Raw genomic sequence first — 21691 nt, forward strand, 5'->3', positions numbered from 1 at the left:
AAAGGGCTTTTGAAAATTAACTGACAAAAAAGCGGTGTCCCATCCGCTATGCCAAAGGAGGGGACACCGTTTTTCGCTCGCCGGCCGGCACGCCCTGCGGGCTATGCCTTGCGTCAGCTGATTCCATATTGCATTGGTCCGCTGCTGCGCCTGCAGGCGTCCATATTGTACAGCGGTTCGGTCAAAGTCGGGTCATGCTGCAGGGCCTGCGCAAACAACATCTGTGCTGCCTTGGTGTTTGCCTGTTTGGCTTCGATGCAGCCAAGGGCATTACACACAAGACCTTTGAGCCTCGGGGACCCATTCAGATGCAGAATGCGCTGCAGGTGTTCTTGCGCATCGGCGTTCTGCTCGAGATGAATATGCGAAAGCCCCAAATAATAACGGGCCAGCGCGCTGTCGGGATAGTCATTCACCACACGGGAAAATTGCATGATCGCTTGCGGGTACATTTGCAGCTTAAAGTATCCTTGGCCACGACTGAAACATTCCAAATGCAATTCCGGAAGGGCCGTCACTGCTTCCTGTTCCGGTTCAAGCTTGGCCGCAGGCCTCATGTCCTGCTCGCGAACCTGGCTCATTTTCTCCTCGAACATCAGCCATTCGTCGATGACGCTATCACTCATCCGCTTGAGCAAATTCCACTTTTGCAGCAATTCCTGTTTTTTCAGGCCCTCGGCAGAAGGGTAGCGCTTGATAATCTCATCTAACATGTCATTCATTTCCGCGAAAACATGCTGGAACATCGTTGCATCCCCACCCTTGAAAAAATGGATTAGTGCAGTGACCTGTACTCATTTTTTGCAGGGGGGTCCCTTTTCATTCTCGTTCCCAGCCGATTACATCACCGTGGCGTGAACTTCCTTTTTAGACGTTTGTACAGGTCGGTTATGCTCGTCGACGAAGACAACCGTAGGCTGGTGAACGTTTGCTTCTTCCTGGGACATCATTGCATATGAAATGATAATGACCGTGTCGCCCGGCTGTACCAGGCGCGCCGCCGCACCGTTCAAACAGATTACGCCGCTGCCGCGCGGACCAGGAATCACATACGTTTCCAGGCGAGCGCCATTGTTATTGTTGACGATCTGTACCTTCTCATTCTCCATCAGATCTGACGTTTCCATTAAATCCTCATCGATGGTAATGCTGCCCACATAATTCAAATTGGCTTCCGTTACGGTCGCCCGATGGATTTTCGATTTCATGAGTGTTCTAAACATGAGATGGCACCTCCGTAGTTTGCAGCATGGTATTGTCGATCAGTCTGGTTTTGCCGAACTTTACGGCGAGCGCGATCAAGAGATCGTCCCTGCCATGGACTAGCGCCTCATCCGCAAGAGGTTCCAGACTTGGAAATGCCTGAATTTCGGCATAATCAATGACCGCTCTCGGTGAACGGCCGATTTCTTCACGCAAAATGCGGCGAATATCTCCGGCAGTAATGTCCTTTTTGGCACGAACGGCATCTTCGGCGGAACGCAGCGCCTTGGACAGAACCAAAGCCTCCTGCCGATCCTCTGCGCTCAAGTAAACATTGCGCGAACTCAGGGCCAACCCGTCGCTCTCACGCACGATCGGGCACGGTACAACGGTAACCGGCATATTGAGGTCATTGACCATTTGCTGGATAACCGCAACCTGCTGCGCATCCTTCATGCCGAAAAATGCACGCTCCGGCTGCACGATATGGAACAGTTTGGAGACCACCGTCGTAACTCCGTCAAAGTGACCCGGACGGGAAGCGCCGCACAGGCGCTCCGTCAAACGGGATACCGACACGGTCGTTTGCGTTGGGCGAGGATACATCTCATCCACCGAAGGGATGAACACCAGATCAACGCCTTGAGCTTGAGCCGTGTTCAGATCTCTTTCTTCGTCCCGCGGATAGCTGTCAAAATCTTCGTTGGGACCGAACTGAATCGGATTGACGAAGATGCTCAGCACCACGATGTCGCTCTGGCCCCTGGCAGCCTGCATCAGGCTGGCGTGTCCCTCGTGCAGGTATCCCATCGTTGGAACCAGGCCTACGATAGGTTCTTTTCCTTCGGATAACACAGCTTTGCGCATCAAGCCGATCTCGCGTCTTAATTCCGCGATTGTACGAATAACCTTCATGCGTTGCTTCCCACCTTCTCTTTGCGATGTCCGTACAACTGCTCGACAACGCCGTCGGCAGCATTGAATACATGTTCTTCGGCAGGGAAGGAACGTTCTTTAACTTCCTTGACGTAAGCTCCGATGCTATTGCGAATAAGCGTTCCAACGTCTCCATAGGTTTTCACGAACCGCTTCGGCATATAAGGAGACGCGTATTGAACCACGTCATGGAATACAAGCACCTGGCCGTCGCAGCCTCTGCCCGCACCGATGCCGATCGTCGGAATGGAAAGTTCCTGCGAAATCGCTCTCGCGACTTCTTCGGTGACAAGTTCCAGCACAATGCCGAAGGCGCCGGCCGCTTCCAACGCCTTTGCCTCATCCATCAGACGTTTCGCGTCCGCAGCATCCTTGCCTTGAATGCGATATCCGCCGATTTGGTTGACCGATTGCGGGGTCAAGCCGATATGACCGAGCACAGGCACACCGGCCTGAACGACGGCTCTAACCGTATCTGCGATTTCGAGTCCGCCCTCGAGCTTCACGGCATGAGCATGGCCTTCCTGCATCAGCCTGCGCACGCCCTTCAACGTCTCGTCCACGCTGCCGTGATACGTCATGAACGGCATGTCGGCCACGATAAACGTATGGGAGGCTCCGCGCACAACCGAGCGGGTATGATACACCATATCGTCCAGCGTGACGGGTAAGGTAGAGTCGTATCCAAGGACGACGTTTCCCAATGAATCGCCAACGAGAATAAGATCGATTCCCGCTTCTTCCGCAAGCAGGGCGGTCGGATAATCGTACGCCGTAATCATGCTGAGCGGAATTCCGTCCTGTTTGTATTTTTTCATTTTCACGATGTTTAACGCCTGTTTGTTTGCCATTCTTGTATGGCTCCTTTCTCCTTTTCATTTGAAACAAAACAAAAAAACCTTTTAGTTTCCCACTAAAAAGGTCCCGAAAAGTTAGAAAAAACGTCCAACGACGCGCTTTCTGAAAGGAGACAGACCGCTTGCAGCGGAAATATTCTTGCAATACCAGGAACGAGTCGAAACCTCGAGGTTCGCGCCACTGATATTATCAAAAAAGAATCACCTGCGATCGTCCCTTCTGTCTCGGTCCTCTTCGGCTCAGAGCAGAATCCAACAACTCACTTTAACCGCGCCCGAAGCTGGTAATGCAGAAGCTCGTTCTTCATCCAATCAGCTCAAGCGGCGCATTGCTTATGTTGCGTTTCATCGCAAAATGGCATACTGCCCCGGAGTGCAATTCGGCATGTCTTTAACCGATATCGCCTCACGAAGACAGTATACCAGAGTTCTGCCCAAACTTCACGCGTAAATGTTCACTTCAGTTGCCGATATTCGACAATGTTTTCAGTCGATCAGCGATATTTCTCCCGAAACGACCATAACGCGTTCTCCGTTATCCTGTTCCACGAGCAGAGCGCCCGAAGGGTCAAGGCCGATCGCACGGCCTTCGATCGAGCCTTGCGCATTATACACCTTCACCTGCCGGTGAACGGTAACCGATAACGCTTCCCAGAGCGAGGCAATGATGCCGAAGCCATCTTTTTTGTACATGGAATATAACCCTTCCAGCTCGTTAAGAATGGCTGCCGCCAGCGGGGCGCGATCGACCATGTGTCCCGTCTCCATTCGAATGGAGGTGGCGATCGATCTCAGCTCTTCCGGATAGTCGTTCTCCTCGAAATTGACGTCCACGCCGATGCCGGCGACGCAATAACGCAGGACGTGGTCCTCCACCGCCGATTCCACCAATATGCCGCACATTTTGCGGCCGCCGATCAACAGGTCATTCGGCCATTTGATGCCGACGTCCGCCCCTGTGCATGCCCGAATGGCCCTGCAGACAGCCACCCCCGCCAGCAGTGTCAGCTGAGGCGTGCTTTGCAGGGGCAGATCCGGACGCAGCAGCAAGCTCATCCAGATCCCCTTTCCTGCAGGGGAATAAAACTTTCGGCCAAAGCGGCCCCGGCCCCCAGTTTGCTCCTCTGCCAGGACAACGATGCCTTCTTCATGCCCTTCCTCGGCCAGCTTCTGGACTTCGCCTTGCGTCGATACGGTCGAATTCAGCAGGACCGTCTTTCTGCCAAAAACGGTCGTTTTCAGGGCCAACTGGAGCGCGGCTGCGTCAATGCTGGCCGGCTTGGAAACGAGCCGATATCCTTTGCGGGATACTGCCTCAAATTCGTACCCCAGCTCCCGCAGCTTGTTGATCTGTTTCCAGACCGCTGCTCTGCTAATCGACAGATTGCGGCTTATTTCCTCCCCGGACACGAATTCGTCTCCGGAATTCAGCAGCATATTCAGCAATTCCTCATGCTTGGTCAAGCTTACTCACCCGCTTTACTTCAGCGACCAGCGCTTCCTGCTGATTCGCTATATTTCCGATCGCTGCTTCCTTCAGCAAGTGTTTCATCAATTGCCCAAGCCAAGGTCCTCCCTTGCGATCAAGCAGCCGTAACACATGTTCCCCCGTAATATCGAGGTCCTTTAATGCATGAACCTGCATGGAATCGCTCCACTCTGCAGCATGTGCATGCAAAACCCTAAGCCGCGCGTTTTCCTCTTCCTTCTCGTCCCGCCAACGCTCAGGAAGAAGCGGCTGGATGTGAAGCCAATCCCGGGTCGCCCGATCTCCGTAGGTCAACACGCCGGTAATCCATTCGGACCGTAAGCCCCGATCGTCATGATGAACCTTGATCAGATTACGAACGTGATCTTCCACTCGCAATACGCCGGTAATGCGGGCACGATCGTCATTCGAAAATGTCCAACCGCGCAGCAGGACATCCGCCTCGTCCCACGCATAACCACCGGACAACAGTAACAGCGACCAGCGCAAGATGGCACGTTCACCGGCCAGTTTACCGAGCTCGCCCAAACGTTTTCGGGAGAACCGTTCAGCGCTGACCGGAGCTTTGACATGTTCCAGCACCTTGCTCCGGAACAACAGCTCCAAACCGCGTAACGGATGCGGTCCTGCCATCATTTTAACCATTTCCGTGCGGACCCGCTCCATCGCGATATGCTGCAGAAGCTCACGCTGCAACACAAGGGCCTTCCATGTATTGTAGGTGATCCGAAAATGGAATACAGAGGAAAACCTGACGCAGCGAAGCATTCGCAGCGCATCCTCGCCAAAGCGTTCGTTCGGTGCACCCACACACCGGATTAACCGATGACGAATGTCGTCCTGTCCTCCGAAAGGGTCAACGACCTTCCCGTTTATGTCCATGGCCAGCGCGTTCATCGTGAAGTCTCGCCGCTGAAGGTCTTCTTTCACGTCCTTGACGAATTGCACGGCGGATGGTCTGCGGCTGTCCTTATATTCCGATTCGGTTCGAAACGTCGTTACCTCAAAAAAGCATCCTCCGGACCGCACCGTCACCGTCCCGTGCTGCAGCCCTGTCGGGATGTAGTCCGGAAACAATTCCATCACCTGTTCCGGAGCGGCCGAGGTCGTAATATCCATATCGTCCACGGCTCGGCCGAGAAGTTCATCCCGAACGCATCCTCCGACCCAGTACGCTTCATAACCATTCTCGTTCAATATGCGCAACACGTTTTCGCTTTGCCGTGCCATCTCCCGATCTTCTACATGTGTCCACTGGATCACATCATTCACCTCATTACTTCCCGGCAGCGGCTGCTTCGTTCCAACGGCCTCTACCCTTTGGAATCAACCGCAAACCGGTTTCAGGTCAGGCACTTCACGCCCGAGCACCCGATAATAAATTTGTTCATACTCGTGACGAATGGCGTCGTTGCAAAAATCATGGTGAGCCCGTTTCAGGCAAGCTTCTCTAAACTCAGCGGTCAAACGGTCATCCGTCAACAAACGGATCGCGTTGTCGGCCATGGAAGCCGTATCGCCGATCGGCGACAGGAAGCCCGTTTTGCCGTGAAGCACAAGCTCCGGAATGCCTCCTGCTTGCGATCCGATGGTCGGCACGCCGCAGGCCATGGCTTCGAGGGCCACGAGTCCGAAGCTTTCCTTTTCGGAAGGGAGCAGCAGCACGTCAGCCATGGAGATCACTTGAGCGATATCGTCCTGTTTTCCCAGAAACTGAACTTTGTCGCCCAGTCCCATATCGTTGATTTTCCATTGGATTTTCGGCAAGTCCGGTCCTTCTCCGACAAACAGCAGCTTCGCCGGAACCTGCTCCTGCACCTGACGGAACACTTCAACGACGTCCTGCGTCCGCTTTACCGGACGGAAATTGGAAATATGCATCAGTATTTTTTCATGCGGAGCGGCGAATTCCCTGCGCAAACTGGCGGCGTCACGCGGGTAATACACCCTTTTATCGATAAAATTGTACGTCAGGTCGATGGGCCGCTGAATATCCAGCAAGTCCACGGTTTCCCGGATCAGATCGCGGGAAACGGCGGTTACGGCATCACTTTCGTTTATGGCCAGACGGATGAGGTCCTTCAACGATTCGTCCTGAGCCAGGACGGTGATATCCGTCCCATGCAGCGTCGTTACGACTTTAAGATCGTCGCCGACCATTTGCTTGGCCAAAAAGGCACAAACGGCATGCGGTACGGCATAGTGCACGTGCAACAGATCGAGTTGTTGAGATTTGGCTACCTGCGCCATTTTGGTCGCAAGAGACAGGTCGTAAGGCGGGTATCGAAATACATAGTAATCGTTGACCTCCACCTCATGGTAAAAAATATTTCTTTGAAATGTGCCCAATCTAAACGGGATGCTGTTCGCTATGAAATGAACCTCATGCCCCTGTTCGGCAAGCAATTTGCCGAGCTCCGTTGCGACAACGCCAGACCCTCCGAGGGACGGATAACAGGTAATCCCGATTTTCAGCTTTTGATCCATCCGGTTGGACGCCCCCTTGTTCTCCTGCTGATCTGCAGGTTGATAATGATGCAACGGAAAATAAAATATATGCATTCACAACAGGCTATCTTGCCTGATTGACAACGATGATTTTAAACGGAATCGCCGAACCTTTGAACGACGTAAGGCGTCAGCGTTGCGAAACCTTCGGCATATGCGATCTGGCTCCGCTGCCCCAGTAAGGAATCTCTGGCCTTTACCCGTTCCACGTAACCCGCATTCAGCGGCGTAGCTACAGAACCCGCCTCCATCTCGAACTGGGAGCGGTAACTTCGCAGCGAATTCTCCTTTTGCGCGTAGTATTCCGTAATGTCCATGATCAAATCCGTAGGCCCAATGTCGTTGATAAAATAAAAATACTGCTCCTTCACCTGCACGGCAGGCATGTCCGGCATGTAATTTCTCAGTTTGGCGTTAAATACGGCTTCTTGCACCAGTTTGCTGCACATGACATGGTCGGGATGACGATCCTCCCAATAAGGCGCAAACACGATGCGAGGAGCTTGGCGGCGAATTTCGGCGGTCACGGCCTGCACGTTATCCGGCGTAATATATAACCCCCGGTCTGGCAAAGCCAGATTGGTTCGACACGAAAGACCGAGGATGCGGGAGGCTTCCTCCGCTTCCTCGGCCCTGCGCTCTACCGTGCCGTTGGACGACATTTCCGCGCGCGTCAAGTCGCATATCCCGACCTTCAATCCCAACGCGGTATGTTTGGCAATCGTTCCGGCCATGCCGATCTCGGCGTCGTCCGCATGCGCCCCGAAAACAAGGATATCGAGGCTCATTGGGAATCCCCTGCATTTACTCCCGCTTCGGGCTTGTATTTATGTACGAGTTCCCTCCAAGCGAAATCGCCGCGATCCAGCGCCTTCACCAATATTTCGGCCGTCGCGATGTTGGTTGCCAGCGGAATGCCTTGTACGTCGCACAAACGAAGCAGTGCGTTAATGTCAGGCTCATGCGGCTGGGCCATCAACGGATCACGCAAAAATATGATCAAATCCATCTCGTTTTGGGCAACAAGCGCGCCGATCTGCTGGTCTCCGCCAAGCGGGCCGGATTCGAAGCGATGAATTTGCAGCGACGTGCCTTCCATGATGCGAAGCCCCGTCGTGCCCGTCGAGTACAATTGGTGACCATCGAATACGGATTCGTAGGCGGTCACGAAATTCACCATTTCCTCTTTCTTGCGATCATGGGCGATAAATGCGATTTTTAACATGATGACGGTCTCCTTTTAGTCGATAAAATGGTCAAATCCATAAATAAGCCCCGTATACTGCATCACTTTCTGTATGCCGATCTTGACGCCTGGCATATAGCCTGCGCGTTCGTAAGAATCATGCCTGATTTTCAGCGTCTGCCCGAAATCGCCAAACACTACTTCTTGCTGTGCAAACACCCCCGGCAAGCGCACGCTATGAATTCGGAACCCGTTGAAGTAGCCTCCGCGCGATCCTTCGATGATCTCTTCTTCGTTCGGATTTCCCTGACGGAACTCTTTGCGTGTCTCCGCGATCAACTCGGCCGTTTTGACGGCCGTTCCCGAAGGCGCATCCAGCTTCTGATCACCATGATATTCGATGATCTCGACATTCGGCATATGTTTGGCCGCCATCGCCGCGAAACGCATCATCAAAATAGCGCCGATCGAGAAGTTGGGTGCGATCAGCCCGCCAATTCCTTTTTCGGTGCACAACTTGTCCAGCTGTTCAATTTGCTCTGGCGTAAAACCGGTCACTCCCATTACAGGTCTGACGCCATGACGTATGGCAATTTCCGTATGTTGGTAAGCGAATTTAGGGATGGTGAAATCTACCATGACCTCGGGTTTTGCCTGTGCAAAAGCCTGTTCGATATTGTCTGTAACGATAACCCCGCATTCAGGCAAACCTACCAAAGTGCCTGCATCGAGGCCCGCACCGGAACGGTTGACCGCCGCGACCAGTTCAAGCTCTGGATCCTGGAGGACCAATTTTACAACTTCCCGGCCCATGCGGCCTGCCGCTCCGATTACGGCAACTCGAATTACTTCACTCATCTTAGCTGCAACTCCTCACTATTGTTCGTTCGATGTTTTCCCTTCTCGTGACCGTGAGATGCTCACGGGCGAGATCTCTAATGGATGGACTTCATACGTTGTTTGATCTGCTGTAACAGCTGCTGCAGCTGTACATTCTGAGGATCGAGCGCAAGCGCTTCGCGCACCGTGCTCAATGCACGTTTGAATTCGTTCAGCTCGATATACGCAAGCGCAAGCAAAACATGCGCTTCCAATTGCAACGAATCCAAACGGATCGCCTCTGACAGCAGTGCGACTGCCTGTACGCAGTGCTCCGGCGATTTGCCGTCCCCCTGCTCCAACAAGGCCTTAGCTTGATTGGTCCGCTGCTTGGCCTCAAGCGTATGCAAATGAAGAAGATACTCTTCCGTACCGCCGGACAAATCCACCGCTTTTCGGGCATATTCAAGCGCAGAGCTCAAATGCTGGCTGCGGGCCTGCGTAATCGAACAGCGGTAATACAGTTCCGCATGTCCCGGATAAGCAAGGATGGCTGTCTCGAACCAACGGATCGCCTGTTCAAAATCATTTTGCAAAATACAACGGTAGGCCCGCTGCAAATAGTCCTCGGGTTTCATCATGCACACTGTCCCTCCCCCTATAGGGTGATGGTACAGCATATGTAATCAAGGCCTAATCGGTGTTTTTTGGCGTCCAGCGATTAGCGTCCCGGGTATTGAATTTATGCATGACTTTGTCGTGCGCCTCCGCAAGGTCGATCCCCAGAGAATTCGCAAAACAAATCGTAATGAATAAAATATCGCCGAGTTCAAGCTCAATGGAGTTGTCCTCTTCGGTAGCCTTTTTGGGCTTTTCACCGAATTGATGATTGACTTCCCGTGCCAGCTCGCCCACTTCTTCAGACATGCGGGCAAGCATCGCCAGCGGACTGAAGTATCCCTCCTTGAATTGGGATATGTATCGGTCTACTTCGCGCTGCATTTCTGCGATGCTTTTCTCCATGAGAACGGATTCCCCTTTTGAAATTAATCATATTGAATTTTTCAACTTTCATTTGTTCCTAATATATCAGTTATTGCGTTTTACTTCCACCATCGGCGTGCACAAATCATTTTTGAAACCACCGTTAAACAGGTATACTATATAAATCGCATTAATCAATCACATATTCGCGAAGGAATATAAATCAATTTACATATTGGAGTGAGAAACCTATGAGCAATGCCAAAGTCTGGTCGCAATTCAAAATCGTATTGCCCATTTTGCTGGGCACGGCGTTATATGCATTCGGCCTCCTGTATTTCATCATTCCCAACAAGCTGATGGAAGGCGGAGTCACCGGGGTCACTGTGCTTCTGAATTACGCGTTCGGCATTTCGCCGTCACTCACGACCTTGATTATCAATATCCCCCTGTTCTTGCTGGGTTTAAAAATTCTTGGCGGAAAACAGATGATCTACACAGGGATCGGAATCGGCTCCCTTACCGTGTTTCTATGGTTATTCGAGAAAATGATTCACGGAGGATGGATCGAGCCCCTCCATACAGAGAACGATCTCTTGCTTGCAGCCCTGTATGCCGGCGTCACCTTGGGCGCAGGTCTGGGCATTGTGTTTCGCTGGGGAGGTACGACAGGGGGCTCTGACATTATCGCCCGCATTTTAAACCGCAGGTATGGCTGGAGCATGGGCCGGGTACTCTTGGGAATCGACTTTATTATCATCGGCCTTTCCTTGATCTACATTCCCAAAGAAAAAATATTGTACACCCTCGTCGCTGTGTTCATCGCTTCAAAGGTCATCGACTTCATTCAGGAAGGGGCCTACTCGGCGCGTGCATTCATGATTATCAGCGATTACGCGCCCGAGATCGCGGAACAGATTACACGTGATATGGACCGCGGCGTCACACTTATTCCAGCCATCGGGGCATACTCCAAGCAAGCAAAACATATGGCGTATTGCGTGATCTCGCGTCAGGAATTCAGGCGTTTGCAAACGATCGTACGCTCCATCGACCCTCGTGCATTTGTCATTATTAACGACGTGCATGATGTGCATGGCGAAGGTTTTAAAGAAAGCTGACATTCAGCCCGGATACGGTGCGCAACGACAACAAACAACCTCTGCCGTCAAGAAGGCTTCTCCGCGAAAGGCTTCTTGTGAGCAGAGGTTGTTCGGCGGTCAGCGTTGAAATGGTACGATTCCATCCTGCTGCGCCCGGTATTTTCGATATCCGGCATATCCGAGCGCGATGACGATCACAGAAGTGATCAGCAATCCTGCCGTTCTTCGGTCAGGTCCATCCACGAAAGCGACGAAAGCACTCTCGTCCTTTTCCCTGCCGAACAGTAGGTTTACTTGCTCGCTTCCATGTTCAAACATGCTTCTCAGCTGTCCCCAATCAGTTTGTTTGGACGTGACCAACCCTTTGATATGGGAAAGCCATGCATCCAGCTGCTCAATCTGGGAAGGCTCACGACGAATGAGTGCAGCAGGCCGAATGGTCTCGTAATGTTCCTCCAACGCATTGAATAGACCTGCGAGCTCGTCAGAACGAACGCGCTGTTCCGCAGCGAGAGTAAGTGCCTGCAGGTCATTTTGCATAATTTTGAAATATTGCAGCCACAAGGGCTTGGCCGGATTCGCAAGGCTATCAGCGGCCAGCCGCAGTTTGGCGGAGGCCTGCTGCAAGGAAACCTCATCGTTTCTGACCCGGGCTGCCGCCTCCTTCACTTCAACCACCGTTTCGGTTAACGCATGAATTCCCTCCACGGTGGCCTGACCGTCAAACGAAATATGCTCCAGCCTTTGGCTAATGCGCGAAATGCCCTCCTGCACCTGTTCGATATCCTTGTCCAACACATGCCTGTAAAGGGCTGCCGCGGCTTCATTCAGCTGCTGAATCGAATGATTGACCGTTACTCCCTGATCCGTTCGACCAACTTCCCCGCTATCCTGTGCAGACACGCTGGATGACAAGTTTGTCCACGTCCATGCCGACAGCACGGTGAACAACAATGCCAATCGTCGCAGTTGAGCAATCAATTTTTTTTCCATGGACATCCCCCCACCATCAATGTATGGCAGAGGACTTGCCCTTAGAACAAAGCCATAAGTAAGATCTGGATCGGATCGCTTAAGCTCGCTTTGCCTGTCTCAACGCAAGCCAGGCAGCCAGAATGCTTGCCAGCGTGAGTCCAATGGTGAAGTTTCGAACGCCAGCCACGTATGGCATCAACGCTCCCGGCAACCATGGGAAAATATCGTATGTATAGTCCATCGTATCATTCAACAACGTCCATGCGCTTGCAAAGAGAAGCGCTCCCCAGCGAAAACCACAGAATCGAACGTAAAACAATGCTTCCACCGCCATGGCTCCGTGAGAGGCAATCAGCATCCAGTGCTGCCAGGAGACCGGTCCGCCAAACGACCAGCCTGCAAAAATAATCGAAATGGCCCATACACCGTATTTAACCGAAGTGACAACCGCCAATGCTTGAATGACATGGCCGATTCGGTTTAGAAACCTGGATTGCGGCTTGTAAAGCACCCACAGCAGCGACAAGGTGAAAAACAGGCTTGCCGTCGGGCTGTCAGGGACAAACACGATTTGCCACAAGGGCTGCTCGGCCAAGGTCTGTTCAAGCTGGTCTCCGTACCATATGTATCCATAAACCGTTCCTACTGCGTTGCACCAAAAAAGAAGCCATAGAAAATAACGATTCGTCAAAAATTCCCGACTCCAAAAATACGATAAAGCCAATGTCGCTGCCCCTTCCATTCAAACTTCCTTTATGCGCTATAGAAACATAGAAACCGCACTAATCAATCACACCCGGTCACTGCGAGTGCATTACCATCTTCAGTCCTGTGTGCCCTTCGCTTCTTCAGATTGGTTCTGCCTCTCCGTTAACGTGTGTATGTTTCTTGGCGCTTGCTATACTTTCTTCCTTCGGCTTCAGCCTATTGCCGCGCCTTTTGATCTTACCAAAAAAACCTGACCGTATCCACGATCAGGTTTCATTAGAGTGCCGATGTTTATTGTTCCGCCTTTTGACTGGCTAACCATGCCGTCAACTGATTGATGTCCTCATCCGTCAGGCCTTGGGCTATCGCGTTGTCATACTGGGCAGGCATGCTGTTGTAACCTTCCTTGATAATGGTCAGGATTTCCTCCTGGCTGTGCTTGTCGCCTACGCCGCGAAGCGTAGGTCCTCCCGCGCCTTTCATGTCTGCTGCATGGCATGCGACGCAGCCTGCCTTTTTGTACGTTTCCATTGCCGGATTATCCTTGTCCACGATCGCGATGTCCTGCTGTTGGCCCGGGGCATTGGACGTCGGAAGCCCCTGTTCGTGCTTCTCCCGGGCTTCCTCTTCGCGCTGGATATGTTCCGGTTTCTGTCCGGTTGCCTCCAGTTCATGCTTGTAATGGGTCCAAGCGACATTGGTCAGATAGAATACCGAAATCACCGACAAAATCATAAGCGAGGACGCAATAGGGCGTTTATAAAACCGACGCTCCTTGCCCGTGTCGAGAAACGGTGCCAGCAACAAAGCTCCAAAAGCCACGCCGCTGACGCCTAACACGCCAAGCAACACATAGTCGCCTGAGGCGTACGGGTACTTCAAATACTGATAGAGAAACAAAAAGTACCAGTCCGGCATCGGAATGACCGATGCGCTCGGGTTAGCCGGATATCCTAGCGGAGCCGGTTCCGAAATGGTCAGAACCAATATGCCGACGAGTACAACGACGCCAACCATCCATTCCTTTAACAGAAAATTAGGAATAAACGCTTCGGACTTGCCGGGATACGCCGTATAGTCGGGCGGAGTAATAAAGCCGCTGCCTTTACGGACCCTCGAGTCGCCAACATAAACGACTTTTTCCTGCTTCTCCGGTTGATCGGACTTGTGTCCGTGAGCCATCGCAATTCCTCCCTTCTACGTTTATAAAGGTCCCGAAATGCCCTGTCTGCGGATCATGATGAAGTGTCCGACCAGAAGCACCAGAAGCACTGCGGGGAGGAAGAATACATGCAGGGCAAAAAAGCGTGTCAGCGTCTGCGCACCAACGATGGTACCGCCTTGCAGGAACTCCTTGATGATCGGTCCCAGCCATGGAACCGTGTTGGCGATTTCGAGCGTCACTTTGGTCGCGAAATACGCCTTGTTGTCCCAAGGCAACAAATAACCTGTCAATCCCAAACCAAGCATTACAAAAAAGATCAACATGCCGACAACCCAGTTCATCTCGCGCGGCGCTTTATACGAACCGGTAAAAAACACGCGCATCGTATGTAGAAACATCATGACGATAACCAGGCTGGCTCCCCAATGATGCATCCCGCGCACGATTTGTCCAAAGGCAACCTTTGTCTGCAAATACTCGACGCTGGCATAGGCATTGATGATATCGGGCACATAGTACATCGTCAGAAACATCCCTGACAAAATCTGAATTACGGTAATAAAGAACGTCAATCCGCCGAAACAATACACGAATGCCGAGAAATGATGCGCGGGGTTTACGTGCTCGGGAACTTCATGGTCCGCGACATCCCTCCATATGGGCGTGATATCAAGACGTTCGTCGATCCAGTCATAGACATTTTTAAACATCCGCTTTCACGCCTCCTATTTCACCCGGGTATTCGGAATGATCTCGCCGAGATACACCCAGCCCTGCTCTTCTCTGACGACGTATTCGTCCAACGGTTTCGGGGCAACGGCCAGATTCTTTCCTTCCTTGTCATAGTGCGCGCCATGGCAGGGGCAATGGTACTCGTCGGGATAATTTTTGTCGCTGTTCCATCCGACGGTGCAGCCCAGATGCTTGCAAATCGGCGAGAGCGCATAAATTTTGCCTTGCTCATCCTTACGGATCCAGGCTACCAACGAGGCATTGCTCAAATACCAGCCATCCTGCTGCTTTAATTCAAACGTAAATTCCTGAGGTTCGTTCGTGATCTTGCTGATTTCTGCCACTTTGACGGACGTTCCTTCTCCCTTGTGCTGCAAAATCGGATCCACCGCAAAACGGACCATGGGAAGAATGGCGCCAGCGGCCATGTAGGCCGTGGCTCCTCCAAGCGTGTAGGTCAAAAACTGCCTGCGCGACATTTCCTTTCGGCTTGGCGGTTTGTCCATGGCTTCGTGCTGGTCATCATGCTCGCTGCTCATAATGTCTCCAACCCCCTTTTTCAGCCAAGTTTCGCATACGTTTTCATTTTCATAAATTCCATGACTTACTAGAACATACATAATCATATAGTAGCCCTAGAACACCGTCAAGAATTTGTCACACATTTTTAAGGTAGTGTTGTAAGCGTTATTATAAAATTGTTGATAATTTGTCACATTTGTCACCAGAAATTCACTTTCTCCACAACTCACGAATTTTTTCGCCGATATATGTACTTAGCGCCTGCTCTCCAGCCTCCCGAACACCTTCAGAACGGCAAAAAACAAGATCTGCAGCGGGAATCTGTTTCGGGTTCAACTCGCCGTCGGCAGACATGATCACCACGAATTTGAATCCGGAAGCCTTCAATTGTTCAGCAAGCAAGTTCAAATTCCTTGACATTTCCGGAAACGTGTAATGAACAGCCGGATACGTCATGATTCGACCTTTGAAAGGAATTTCAACCAAATCCAGAAAATCTCTGAGCCGTTCCAATGCTTCGGTTGCCTCCGCCGGGGAACTCCCTCCAGACAACGCCGTGTAAGGAATCAGGCAAGTGTCCATGTATAACTGCAGTTCAGCCCAGCTATCCTTTGACATTTCACTGAATTTCATTTCCCGAAGACTCCTTTCCATCCATTTTATTTCCATATTATACCTGAACACTGGATATATTCATAGCGTTTTTCTATCGTTCACTTAATGCTTATATAAGACAGTCTATATAGCTATATAGGCCTTAAAGCCAGGCACCTAGAATTTCATATAAAAAGAGAATGCGCCGGTTGCGCATTCTCTTTTTATGGATTGTGGTTACTTTACAACACTTGATATTTTTTTACTTTCAGCTCTTCAGTTTATGGCCTTCAGTTCATCCGTCAGATTCCGGAAAGCTACCTTGTCTCCTGTAGCCAACGCCTTGTCGATTTCCATATACAGCTTTTCACTGCGCTGTTTGCGCAGCGCTTCGTCCCATACCATCTCAGCAGCCAGCCCCAACATGACTTCATACGTAGCTTTCATTTTATCCAATAGGATGCACCTCCAAAACGGTTTTAAGAGCTCCTATATTCCCTTCCTTTGGAAACGTATCCACTTGAAGTTCGGGACATCCGTTCCAAATCGGCGTCCGTCAATTCGCGCACAACTTTTGCCGGCGTTCCCAAAGCAAGGGTATAGGGCGGAATTTTTGCATTTTCAGTAACAACAGAACCGGCCCCGATCAGCGTGTATTCGCCAATTTCGGCTCCATTGAGAAGAATGGCGCCCATGCCGACCAGTGAACCTGTTCCAATATGGCAGCCGTGCACGATGGCCGAATGCCCTACGGAAACGTCATCCCCCATGATCAGCGGCTGCCCCGTATTCACATGACCGACCGCATTATCCTGAATGTTGCAGCGCTCGCCTATGATGATGGGCGCCAAATCGGCACGCAGCACTGCGTTGAACCAGACGGTCGAGCCCTCACCCATTCGCAAATCCCCGATGAGTTTGGCTCCTTCAGCAAAGTATACCGAGGGATGCAATATCGGGCTTAACCCTTTGTACGGAATTATCATTCATATCACTCCTTAATTTGGGAGTGATTGTAGCAAGTGATCCCTCACTTGTCAAACACAACTGGCGCCTGATGGCCCGATAGCGACCGGCAGGATGCGGCAAGACGCGAACCCCATGCCGTCATTTGCATCGTGCGCAAGCCGGAGTGCTCCCCGATGCGCAGCATACCCAAGTGCAGCATCATTTTGGTGATCCGCTGATCGAATATGGCTTCCGGCGTATCGTAATAAAAAGGCTGGATCAAGGGGCCGATCTGATGAAACAGCGAGCTCGAGGTTGACCATTCTCGCGCGCATTCCCCGATCCAGTACACCACGGAAGCCAAATTGGGAATGGCCCCTTTATAGAGTCTTAACCAAAATCGGAACATCTGGACCATCTCGCTGCCGTTTTCGGTAACCAGCTTGTCCTCACCTTCCGACGTCAACTCCAGCCCATCCCTGTTTTCCCGGATAAGCCGATGGTGGTAGGCATAGTCGTAAATGAAAGCAAAACGGTCCGGGTAATCCTTGAATGAACGCCCGTATCCGAATCTCCATCCCGCTTTTCCCACCAATGTCTCCCGGATGTGCAGATGTTCCATGATTTGCATCTGGGAACGGCGATACATCATGCCTTCGGCATTCAATGCGATGTCATGCCTCGATACATATTGCAAAAACAGCTTGAGGTCCTCGGCAAGCAGATGATGCTCGTCCCTGTACATGGCGGGTTCATCCGTTGTTTCGATCCCCTCTTTTAAATGGGCTGCCAGCACGTCTCGAAATCTCGCCTTCAAATCCTGCGGAACCTGATACAGGTATTTGGTTTGTTGGGTGGTTCCGTTAAACAACCATCCGCTTTTGCTGAACCGCACGATCAGGTCACGGGGACTCATGCCGGCATCGCCCTCCTGTTTCTCGAGCGATTGCCGGGCAATCGCAATGAGCTCCTCCATACCGAAATATTGGCGCGAATCAAACAGCAGCAGGTTTAAGAAACGTCGATTGGGCCAGTCCAGTTCGGAAACCTGCTTTTCAAAAAAAGGCCTGTTGCCCAATGTAGTGAGAATGCTCTGGATGAGTTCATGTTTGGAATTGGGCTTGCATTTGCAGTTGTAATAATCCGCGATTCGGTTAAGCTGGCCGATATCGGCAAACGTTAGCATATCCGCTAGATTCATGGGTCCATCGCCTCGCCGTTGACTACTGTCGGCTGATTCGGGGCCTGTAGTAGTTTGGTTTTGTAAACATCGTTGACGGAATTTCCATGATCTAAACCTGCAGTCGGCAAATCTTTCATTCTTTTTTTACTATTCTATGCTCAGATTTGGTTGCTCAGAAGAATATGGACCTCCCGATCCCATGCTGAAGTGAAAAAGACACAAAAAAACAACCTGAATGGGTTAGTCAGGTTGTTTTACGGTATCCAATGTCAAATGACGTGTGCAATTGTACAGAAGCGGCGTCCAATCGTGCTTCTCTTTCTCAAGAATGGTCAAAGACAAGTTGCCGATTCGTTCCGAGTATCGATCCTTGAACAAAGCGGACAACAAATTGGCAAGCAGGGCACCGTGTGTTACGATCAGGATGTTTTTGTGCGGATGGGCACACCAGAGATCCTCCAAAAATGCAACTGCCCGCAGCTGAATATCGGCAACCTTCTCTTGTCCCAGATCCAGCGTCTCCCAGTCGGTACCCCAGCGGGAAACACGTTCTTCGGACGTAAGGCCCTCGATCTGGCCAAACCCTCTCTCTTTCAGGCGTGCATCCGGCTCAAGCATCGGCACATGGAGCATCCCGGACAAAATTTCACCCGTCTCCTGCGCGCGGGACAAGCCGCTTGTAATGATGTAATCCCATTGCTGTTCCTCTGCAAGCAGACGGCTCCCCAGCCGTTCTGCCTGCCTTTTGCCTTCGGCATTCAGGGGAATGTCCGTCTGTCCCTGAATGCGTCCTGCGGCATTCCAATCGGTAAGACCGTGACGAATCAGCCCAATCCGCATTTCATCCCTCATTTCTCCATTCGTTAGACAGCCGTCGTCTCGGGACCGGAACGCTGCTTCCGTTTGCTCGTCGTCCGATGCATGCGCCCAAGCGAGAACAACGCCATTCCAATGGCAAGCAAGGATAGCCCCATCCAATATTGAGGATAGGCAGGCCCCATGCTTACGACCAGTGGTTCGACAATACTGCCCCGGTCCATACCGGACAGGCTGTACTGATACATCACGGATGAAGACGAATCTCCGCCCGCTACAGCCGTTTCCAGAATGCCCGTAGTGAGCACGCTTGGCTTCTCGGCTTCCGTTACATCCGGCTTAAACATGGCCATGTACAAAAAGCTGCACAGGAAAATGGCCATAAACGCGGCAATCCACAAAGACATGTGCTTTCGAAGTGCGGCAGAGAACCGGTTGACTTTCACCTCTTCAGGCAGCAGCCATGGAGACTCCGCATATATCCGGTCCATCACGTTGCGGTTGACTCGTTCCGCTTGCTGCTCCGTAACCGGCTCAGGTATGCTGTGCAACAATATCCGGGCTTCTTCCCAGACTTCGAACTGCTGCGAACATTCCTTGCATCCGGCTAAATGGGCATCGAACGCTAGCCGCTGAGGATGATTTTCCGGCAAATCCCAGATATAAGCAAACAGCTCCTGGGCTTCATCGCAATTCATCGGTTTTTCATCCCTTCATATGGCTCGTACACCGGTTCGAAGAAATAAGGCTCCAATTGGGATTTCACGCTGGATCTCGCTCTGAACAACAGCGATTTCACGGAGCTGACGCTTTGTCCGAGAATGCTGGCGATTTCCTGATAGTCCAACTGATCATACTCACGAAGTATGATGGCCGAACGCTGCTTCTCAGGCAAATTGTTTATGGCATCTCTCACCAGCGTTACCCGTTCACTTCGCAACACGGCGTGCTCCGGAGCATTCTCCGAAGGAGCAACCGGAACTACCCCGCTCTCTTCGAGCGGCACGTTGCCGCTGCGCTGTTTGCGAAGCTCGCTTAGCACCGTGTTGCGCGCGATGGTGTACAACCAAGTAGAGAAAGATGCATCCACCTCGCGAAACGAGTGCAGGCTGCGAAACGCCTTATAAAATGTCTCAGAGCACAGATCCTCTGCAAGCAGCTCCATATTGGAACTCTTCAACATATGATATACAAAAGCCAGTATTTTACGCTGATAACGGCGCATCAGCTCGGAATATAACTCCAGGTTACCTTCCTTGATTTCACGAATCAACTGGGAATCCGTCATTTGAGTGCGACCCCTCCTCGCCCATCCATGTGCTTCTCCCCGTTCGACTCTACTCATTATTACCGAACAGGCACAAAAAAGTTGCGGTATTCACCGCATGGAATATGCAAACCATGCCGAAGCATGGTCATTCGTCAATTTCCCCTATGTAATGGTAATTTCCCCAACGTTTCTACATAACAGTACATATTGTACAACGGTCTGCAGCACTCTGGCAAATCCAGTGCTATCCAGTGCAGTCCGACCTGACATTTATATGCGGCCATTTTGGCGACCATAACCGCGATTTGCTCGGTTTTTGTTTCACACATTATTTAATGACGTAACATACCTGCTAAAAGGTTGCACATTTGCGAAATTTATTTTCTAAAAACAAAAAAAAGACCGCTTACATAAGCGGCCATTGCTCATTCCGAGCAATACAGTTATTGGATAGGAGTGGAGAGAAACCATACTGTACTTTTATTATATGTATCCGTTTTCATTTTGTCAACCCTTCGAGAAAAATTTGTTAAACTTCATTAAAACTTACAAAAGAAAAGAGGACCCGCGGGCCCCCTTTTTATATCCATACCTGATATCCAAGCGAATCCAGCAGTGTCCGGGCACGCTCCATCTCCTCTTCCTGACGGAAAGAGAGGCGCATAATACCCGGTACGTCCACCCGGTTCTCGATGATTTCCATGTTGCTCAAGTTAATGTCATGCTTCCCGAGTTCAGTCGCGATTTTGCCGATCGCTCCGGGAGCATCCTGTACATCCGTATACAGATCGAACAACGGGGAAATCATGCCCTTTCGCCGTTCTGGCAGCACGCTGCGGAATTCGCGCGCCTCCCGGAATGCCTGCTCGATACGTTCGCCGTTATGCTCCTCCAGCATTTTGGTGAACGCCGCAATCTGGCCATTCCAATCCTTGAGCAGTCCAAGGAGCACATCCCGATTGCTGAGCAGAATATCGCGCCACACGATGGCATCGCTGGAGGCAATGCGCGTAATGTCCCGGAATCCGCCTGCTGCAAGCATTTTGTATAACGGATTCGATTCATTATACTCACGCACCTGATTCACCAGCGCAACGGCAATCACATGCGGCAGATGGCTGATGGCTCCTACGATGTCGTCATGAAGCAGCGGCTCCACGCGGACGATCTGCGCCCTTGTGTATGCCAACAGCTCGGACAACCGCCCGTACGCCTCCTCGGGCACATGTGCCGAAGGGGTAAGGACATAGTAGGCGTTCTCGAAAAGCACGGCAGAAGCCGCCTCGACGCCCGCACGTTCCGACCCTGCCATCGGATGTCCGCCTATGAAGTAGGCGTCCTTCAAACGAAGATGCTCGGCGCAAGCCACAATGGAAGCCTTCGTGCTGCCAACATCGGTGATGATGCACCCTTTTTTCAACGGAAGGGCCGCAAGCTGCTTGAAATACGATTCCAGCAAACCTACAGGCACGCACAGGAAAATAAAGTCGGCATCCTTCACCGCGTCTTCCAAGGAGAGCGTGGCATCATCCACCACGCCGCTGGCTATGTACTTCTCCTTAAGCTCCGGCAAGTGGGCGTAGCCCACCACCGTCACGTCCGGCTTCCCCTTAAAGCAGAGTGCCAACGAACCTCCGATGAGTCCTACGCCGATCATTGCAATTTTACGTGTCATGGTTCCTCGCTATCCGCA

At 51.6% G+C, this 21691-nt stretch carries 26 protein-coding genes; 1 reads left to right on the forward strand and 25 read right to left on the reverse strand.

Annotation, left to right across the window (positions count from 1 at the left end):
* Window positions 1-113: 113 nt before the first annotated feature.
* From MKY59_RS19220 to MKY59_RS19275, 12 genes are all read right to left on the reverse strand, one after another.
* Entirely contained in the window at window positions 114-746 is a 633-nt protein-coding gene (locus MKY59_RS19220; RefSeq protein ID WP_339273206.1) for a tetratricopeptide repeat protein, read from the reverse strand.
* A 93-nt stretch (window positions 747-839) separates the two neighbouring features.
* The gene (gene panD / locus MKY59_RS19225) at window positions 840-1223 is read right to left on the reverse strand and encodes an aspartate 1-decarboxylase (RefSeq protein ID WP_236419724.1); all 384 of its coding nucleotides are present in this window, start codon (window positions 1221-1223) and stop codon (window positions 840-842) included.
* The gene (gene panC / locus MKY59_RS19230; protein ID WP_339273209.1) at window positions 1216-2118 is read right to left on the reverse strand and encodes a pantoate--beta-alanine ligase; all 903 of its coding nucleotides are present in this window, start codon (window positions 2116-2118) and stop codon (window positions 1216-1218) included. Before panC ends, panD begins: the two co-directional genes overlap by 8 nt.
* Entirely contained in the window at window positions 2115-2990 is an 876-nt protein-coding gene (gene panB / locus MKY59_RS19235) for a 3-methyl-2-oxobutanoate hydroxymethyltransferase (RefSeq protein WP_236419728.1), read from the reverse strand. The genes panC and panB overlap by 4 nt, the downstream gene beginning before the upstream one ends.
* A 492-nt stretch (window positions 2991-3482) precedes the next feature.
* Entirely contained in the window at window positions 3483-4460 is a 978-nt protein-coding gene (locus MKY59_RS19240) for a biotin--[acetyl-CoA-carboxylase] ligase (RefSeq protein WP_339273212.1), read from the reverse strand.
* Entirely contained in the window at window positions 4447-5757 is a 1311-nt protein-coding gene (locus MKY59_RS19245; RefSeq protein WP_339273214.1) for a CCA tRNA nucleotidyltransferase, read from the reverse strand. Before MKY59_RS19245 ends, MKY59_RS19240 begins: the two co-directional genes overlap by 14 nt.
* A gap of 54 nt (window positions 5758-5811) precedes the next feature.
* A complete protein-coding gene (gene bshA, locus MKY59_RS19250; protein WP_236419732.1) occupies window positions 5812-6972 on the reverse strand; it encodes an N-acetyl-alpha-D-glucosaminyl L-malate synthase BshA in 1161 nt (386 codons plus the stop codon).
* Window positions 6973-7085: 113 nt separating this feature from the next.
* Entirely contained in the window at window positions 7086-7781 is a 696-nt protein-coding gene (gene bshB1 / locus MKY59_RS19255; RefSeq protein ID WP_236419734.1) for a bacillithiol biosynthesis deacetylase BshB1, read from the reverse strand.
* On the reverse strand, window positions 7778-8218 hold the full coding sequence (mgsA, locus tag MKY59_RS19260) for a methylglyoxal synthase (RefSeq protein WP_236419736.1): 441 nt from the start codon (window positions 8216-8218) through the stop codon (window positions 7778-7780). The genes bshB1 and mgsA overlap by 4 nt, the downstream gene beginning before the upstream one ends.
* A 15-nt stretch (window positions 8219-8233) precedes the next feature.
* Complete coding sequence (gene dapB / locus MKY59_RS19265; RefSeq protein WP_236419738.1) at window positions 8234-9037, reverse strand: 4-hydroxy-tetrahydrodipicolinate reductase; 804 nt, start codon at window positions 9035-9037, stop codon at window positions 8234-8236.
* Window positions 9038-9114: 77 nt separating this feature from the next.
* Window positions 9115-9639: a tetratricopeptide repeat protein gene (locus MKY59_RS19270; protein WP_236419741.1), complete on the reverse strand. Its 525-nt coding sequence runs from the start codon at window positions 9637-9639 to the stop codon at window positions 9115-9117.
* Between the two features lie 52 nt (window positions 9640-9691).
* Entirely contained in the window at window positions 9692-10021 is a 330-nt protein-coding gene (locus tag MKY59_RS19275; RefSeq protein ID WP_236419743.1) for a nucleotide pyrophosphohydrolase, read from the reverse strand.
* Window positions 10022-10233: 212 nt separating this feature from the next.
* On the opposite strand from MKY59_RS19275, the gene MKY59_RS19280 reads away from it, so the two are divergent.
* A complete protein-coding gene (locus MKY59_RS19280; RefSeq protein ID WP_236419745.1) occupies window positions 10234-11103 on the forward strand; it encodes a YitT family protein in 870 nt (289 codons plus the stop codon).
* Between the two features lie 99 nt (window positions 11104-11202).
* On the opposite strand, the gene MKY59_RS19285 is transcribed toward MKY59_RS19280, so the two are convergent.
* The 13 genes from MKY59_RS19285 to MKY59_RS19345 all read right to left on the reverse strand — a co-directional run bounded on the left by MKY59_RS19285 (window position 11203) and on the right by MKY59_RS19345 (window position 21673).
* A complete protein-coding gene (locus tag MKY59_RS19285; RefSeq protein ID WP_236419747.1) occupies window positions 11203-12078 on the reverse strand; it encodes a sporulation protein YpjB in 876 nt (291 codons plus the stop codon).
* A gap of 79 nt (window positions 12079-12157) precedes the next feature.
* Window positions 12158-12784, reverse strand: a complete 627-nt coding sequence (locus tag MKY59_RS19290; RefSeq protein WP_339278440.1) for a DUF1405 domain-containing protein — start codon at window positions 12782-12784, stop codon at window positions 12158-12160.
* A 275-nt stretch (window positions 12785-13059) separates the two neighbouring features.
* Window positions 13060-13950 carry a c-type cytochrome gene (locus tag MKY59_RS19295; protein ID WP_339273221.1) on the reverse strand — a complete coding sequence of 297 codons (891 nt, stop codon included), beginning with the start codon at window positions 13948-13950 and terminating at the stop codon, window positions 13060-13062.
* 21 nt (window positions 13951-13971) lie between these two features.
* Window positions 13972-14643 (reverse strand): cytochrome b6, encoded by a 672-nt coding sequence (locus MKY59_RS19300; RefSeq protein ID WP_017687726.1) that lies wholly within the window; start codon window positions 14641-14643, stop codon window positions 13972-13974.
* A 15-nt stretch (window positions 14644-14658) separates the two neighbouring features.
* Entirely contained in the window at window positions 14659-15204 is a 546-nt protein-coding gene (locus MKY59_RS19305; RefSeq protein WP_236419751.1) for a ubiquinol-cytochrome c reductase iron-sulfur subunit, read from the reverse strand.
* 193 nt (window positions 15205-15397) lie between these two features.
* Window positions 15398-15820, reverse strand: a complete 423-nt coding sequence (locus MKY59_RS19310) for a DUF2487 family protein (protein ID WP_236419753.1) — start codon at window positions 15818-15820, stop codon at window positions 15398-15400.
* A 237-nt stretch (window positions 15821-16057) separates the two neighbouring features.
* Entirely contained in the window at window positions 16058-16237 is a 180-nt protein-coding gene (locus MKY59_RS19315; RefSeq protein ID WP_236419755.1) for an IDEAL domain-containing protein, read from the reverse strand.
* Window positions 16238-16260: 23 nt separating this feature from the next.
* Entirely contained in the window at window positions 16261-16767 is a 507-nt protein-coding gene (locus tag MKY59_RS19320; RefSeq protein WP_339273227.1) for a gamma carbonic anhydrase family protein, read from the reverse strand.
* Window positions 16768-16811: 44 nt separating this feature from the next.
* The gene (locus MKY59_RS19325) at window positions 16812-17930 is read right to left on the reverse strand and encodes a hypothetical protein (protein ID WP_339273229.1); all 1119 of its coding nucleotides are present in this window, start codon (window positions 17928-17930) and stop codon (window positions 16812-16814) included.
* 222 nt (window positions 17931-18152) lie between these two features.
* Window positions 18153-18752: a histidine phosphatase family protein gene (locus tag MKY59_RS19330; RefSeq protein WP_339273231.1), complete on the reverse strand. Its 600-nt coding sequence runs from the start codon at window positions 18750-18752 to the stop codon at window positions 18153-18155.
* Between the two features lie 23 nt (window positions 18753-18775).
* On the reverse strand, window positions 18776-19426 hold the full coding sequence (locus MKY59_RS19335) for a hypothetical protein (protein WP_236419763.1): 651 nt from the start codon (window positions 19424-19426) through the stop codon (window positions 18776-18778).
* On the reverse strand, window positions 19423-20016 hold the full coding sequence (locus MKY59_RS19340) for a sigma-70 family RNA polymerase sigma factor (protein ID WP_236419765.1): 594 nt from the start codon (window positions 20014-20016) through the stop codon (window positions 19423-19425). Before MKY59_RS19340 ends, MKY59_RS19335 begins: the two co-directional genes overlap by 4 nt.
* A 562-nt stretch (window positions 20017-20578) precedes the next feature.
* Window positions 20579-21673, reverse strand: coding sequence for a prephenate dehydrogenase (locus MKY59_RS19345; protein WP_339273233.1), 1095 nt, complete (start codon window positions 21671-21673; stop codon window positions 20579-20581).
* Between the last annotated feature and the right edge of the window lie 18 nt (window positions 21674-21691).

This window comes from Paenibacillus sp. FSL W8-0426 (genome assembly GCF_037969725.1).
Lineage (GTDB): Bacteria > Bacillota > Bacilli > Paenibacillales > Paenibacillaceae > Paenibacillus > Paenibacillus hubeiensis.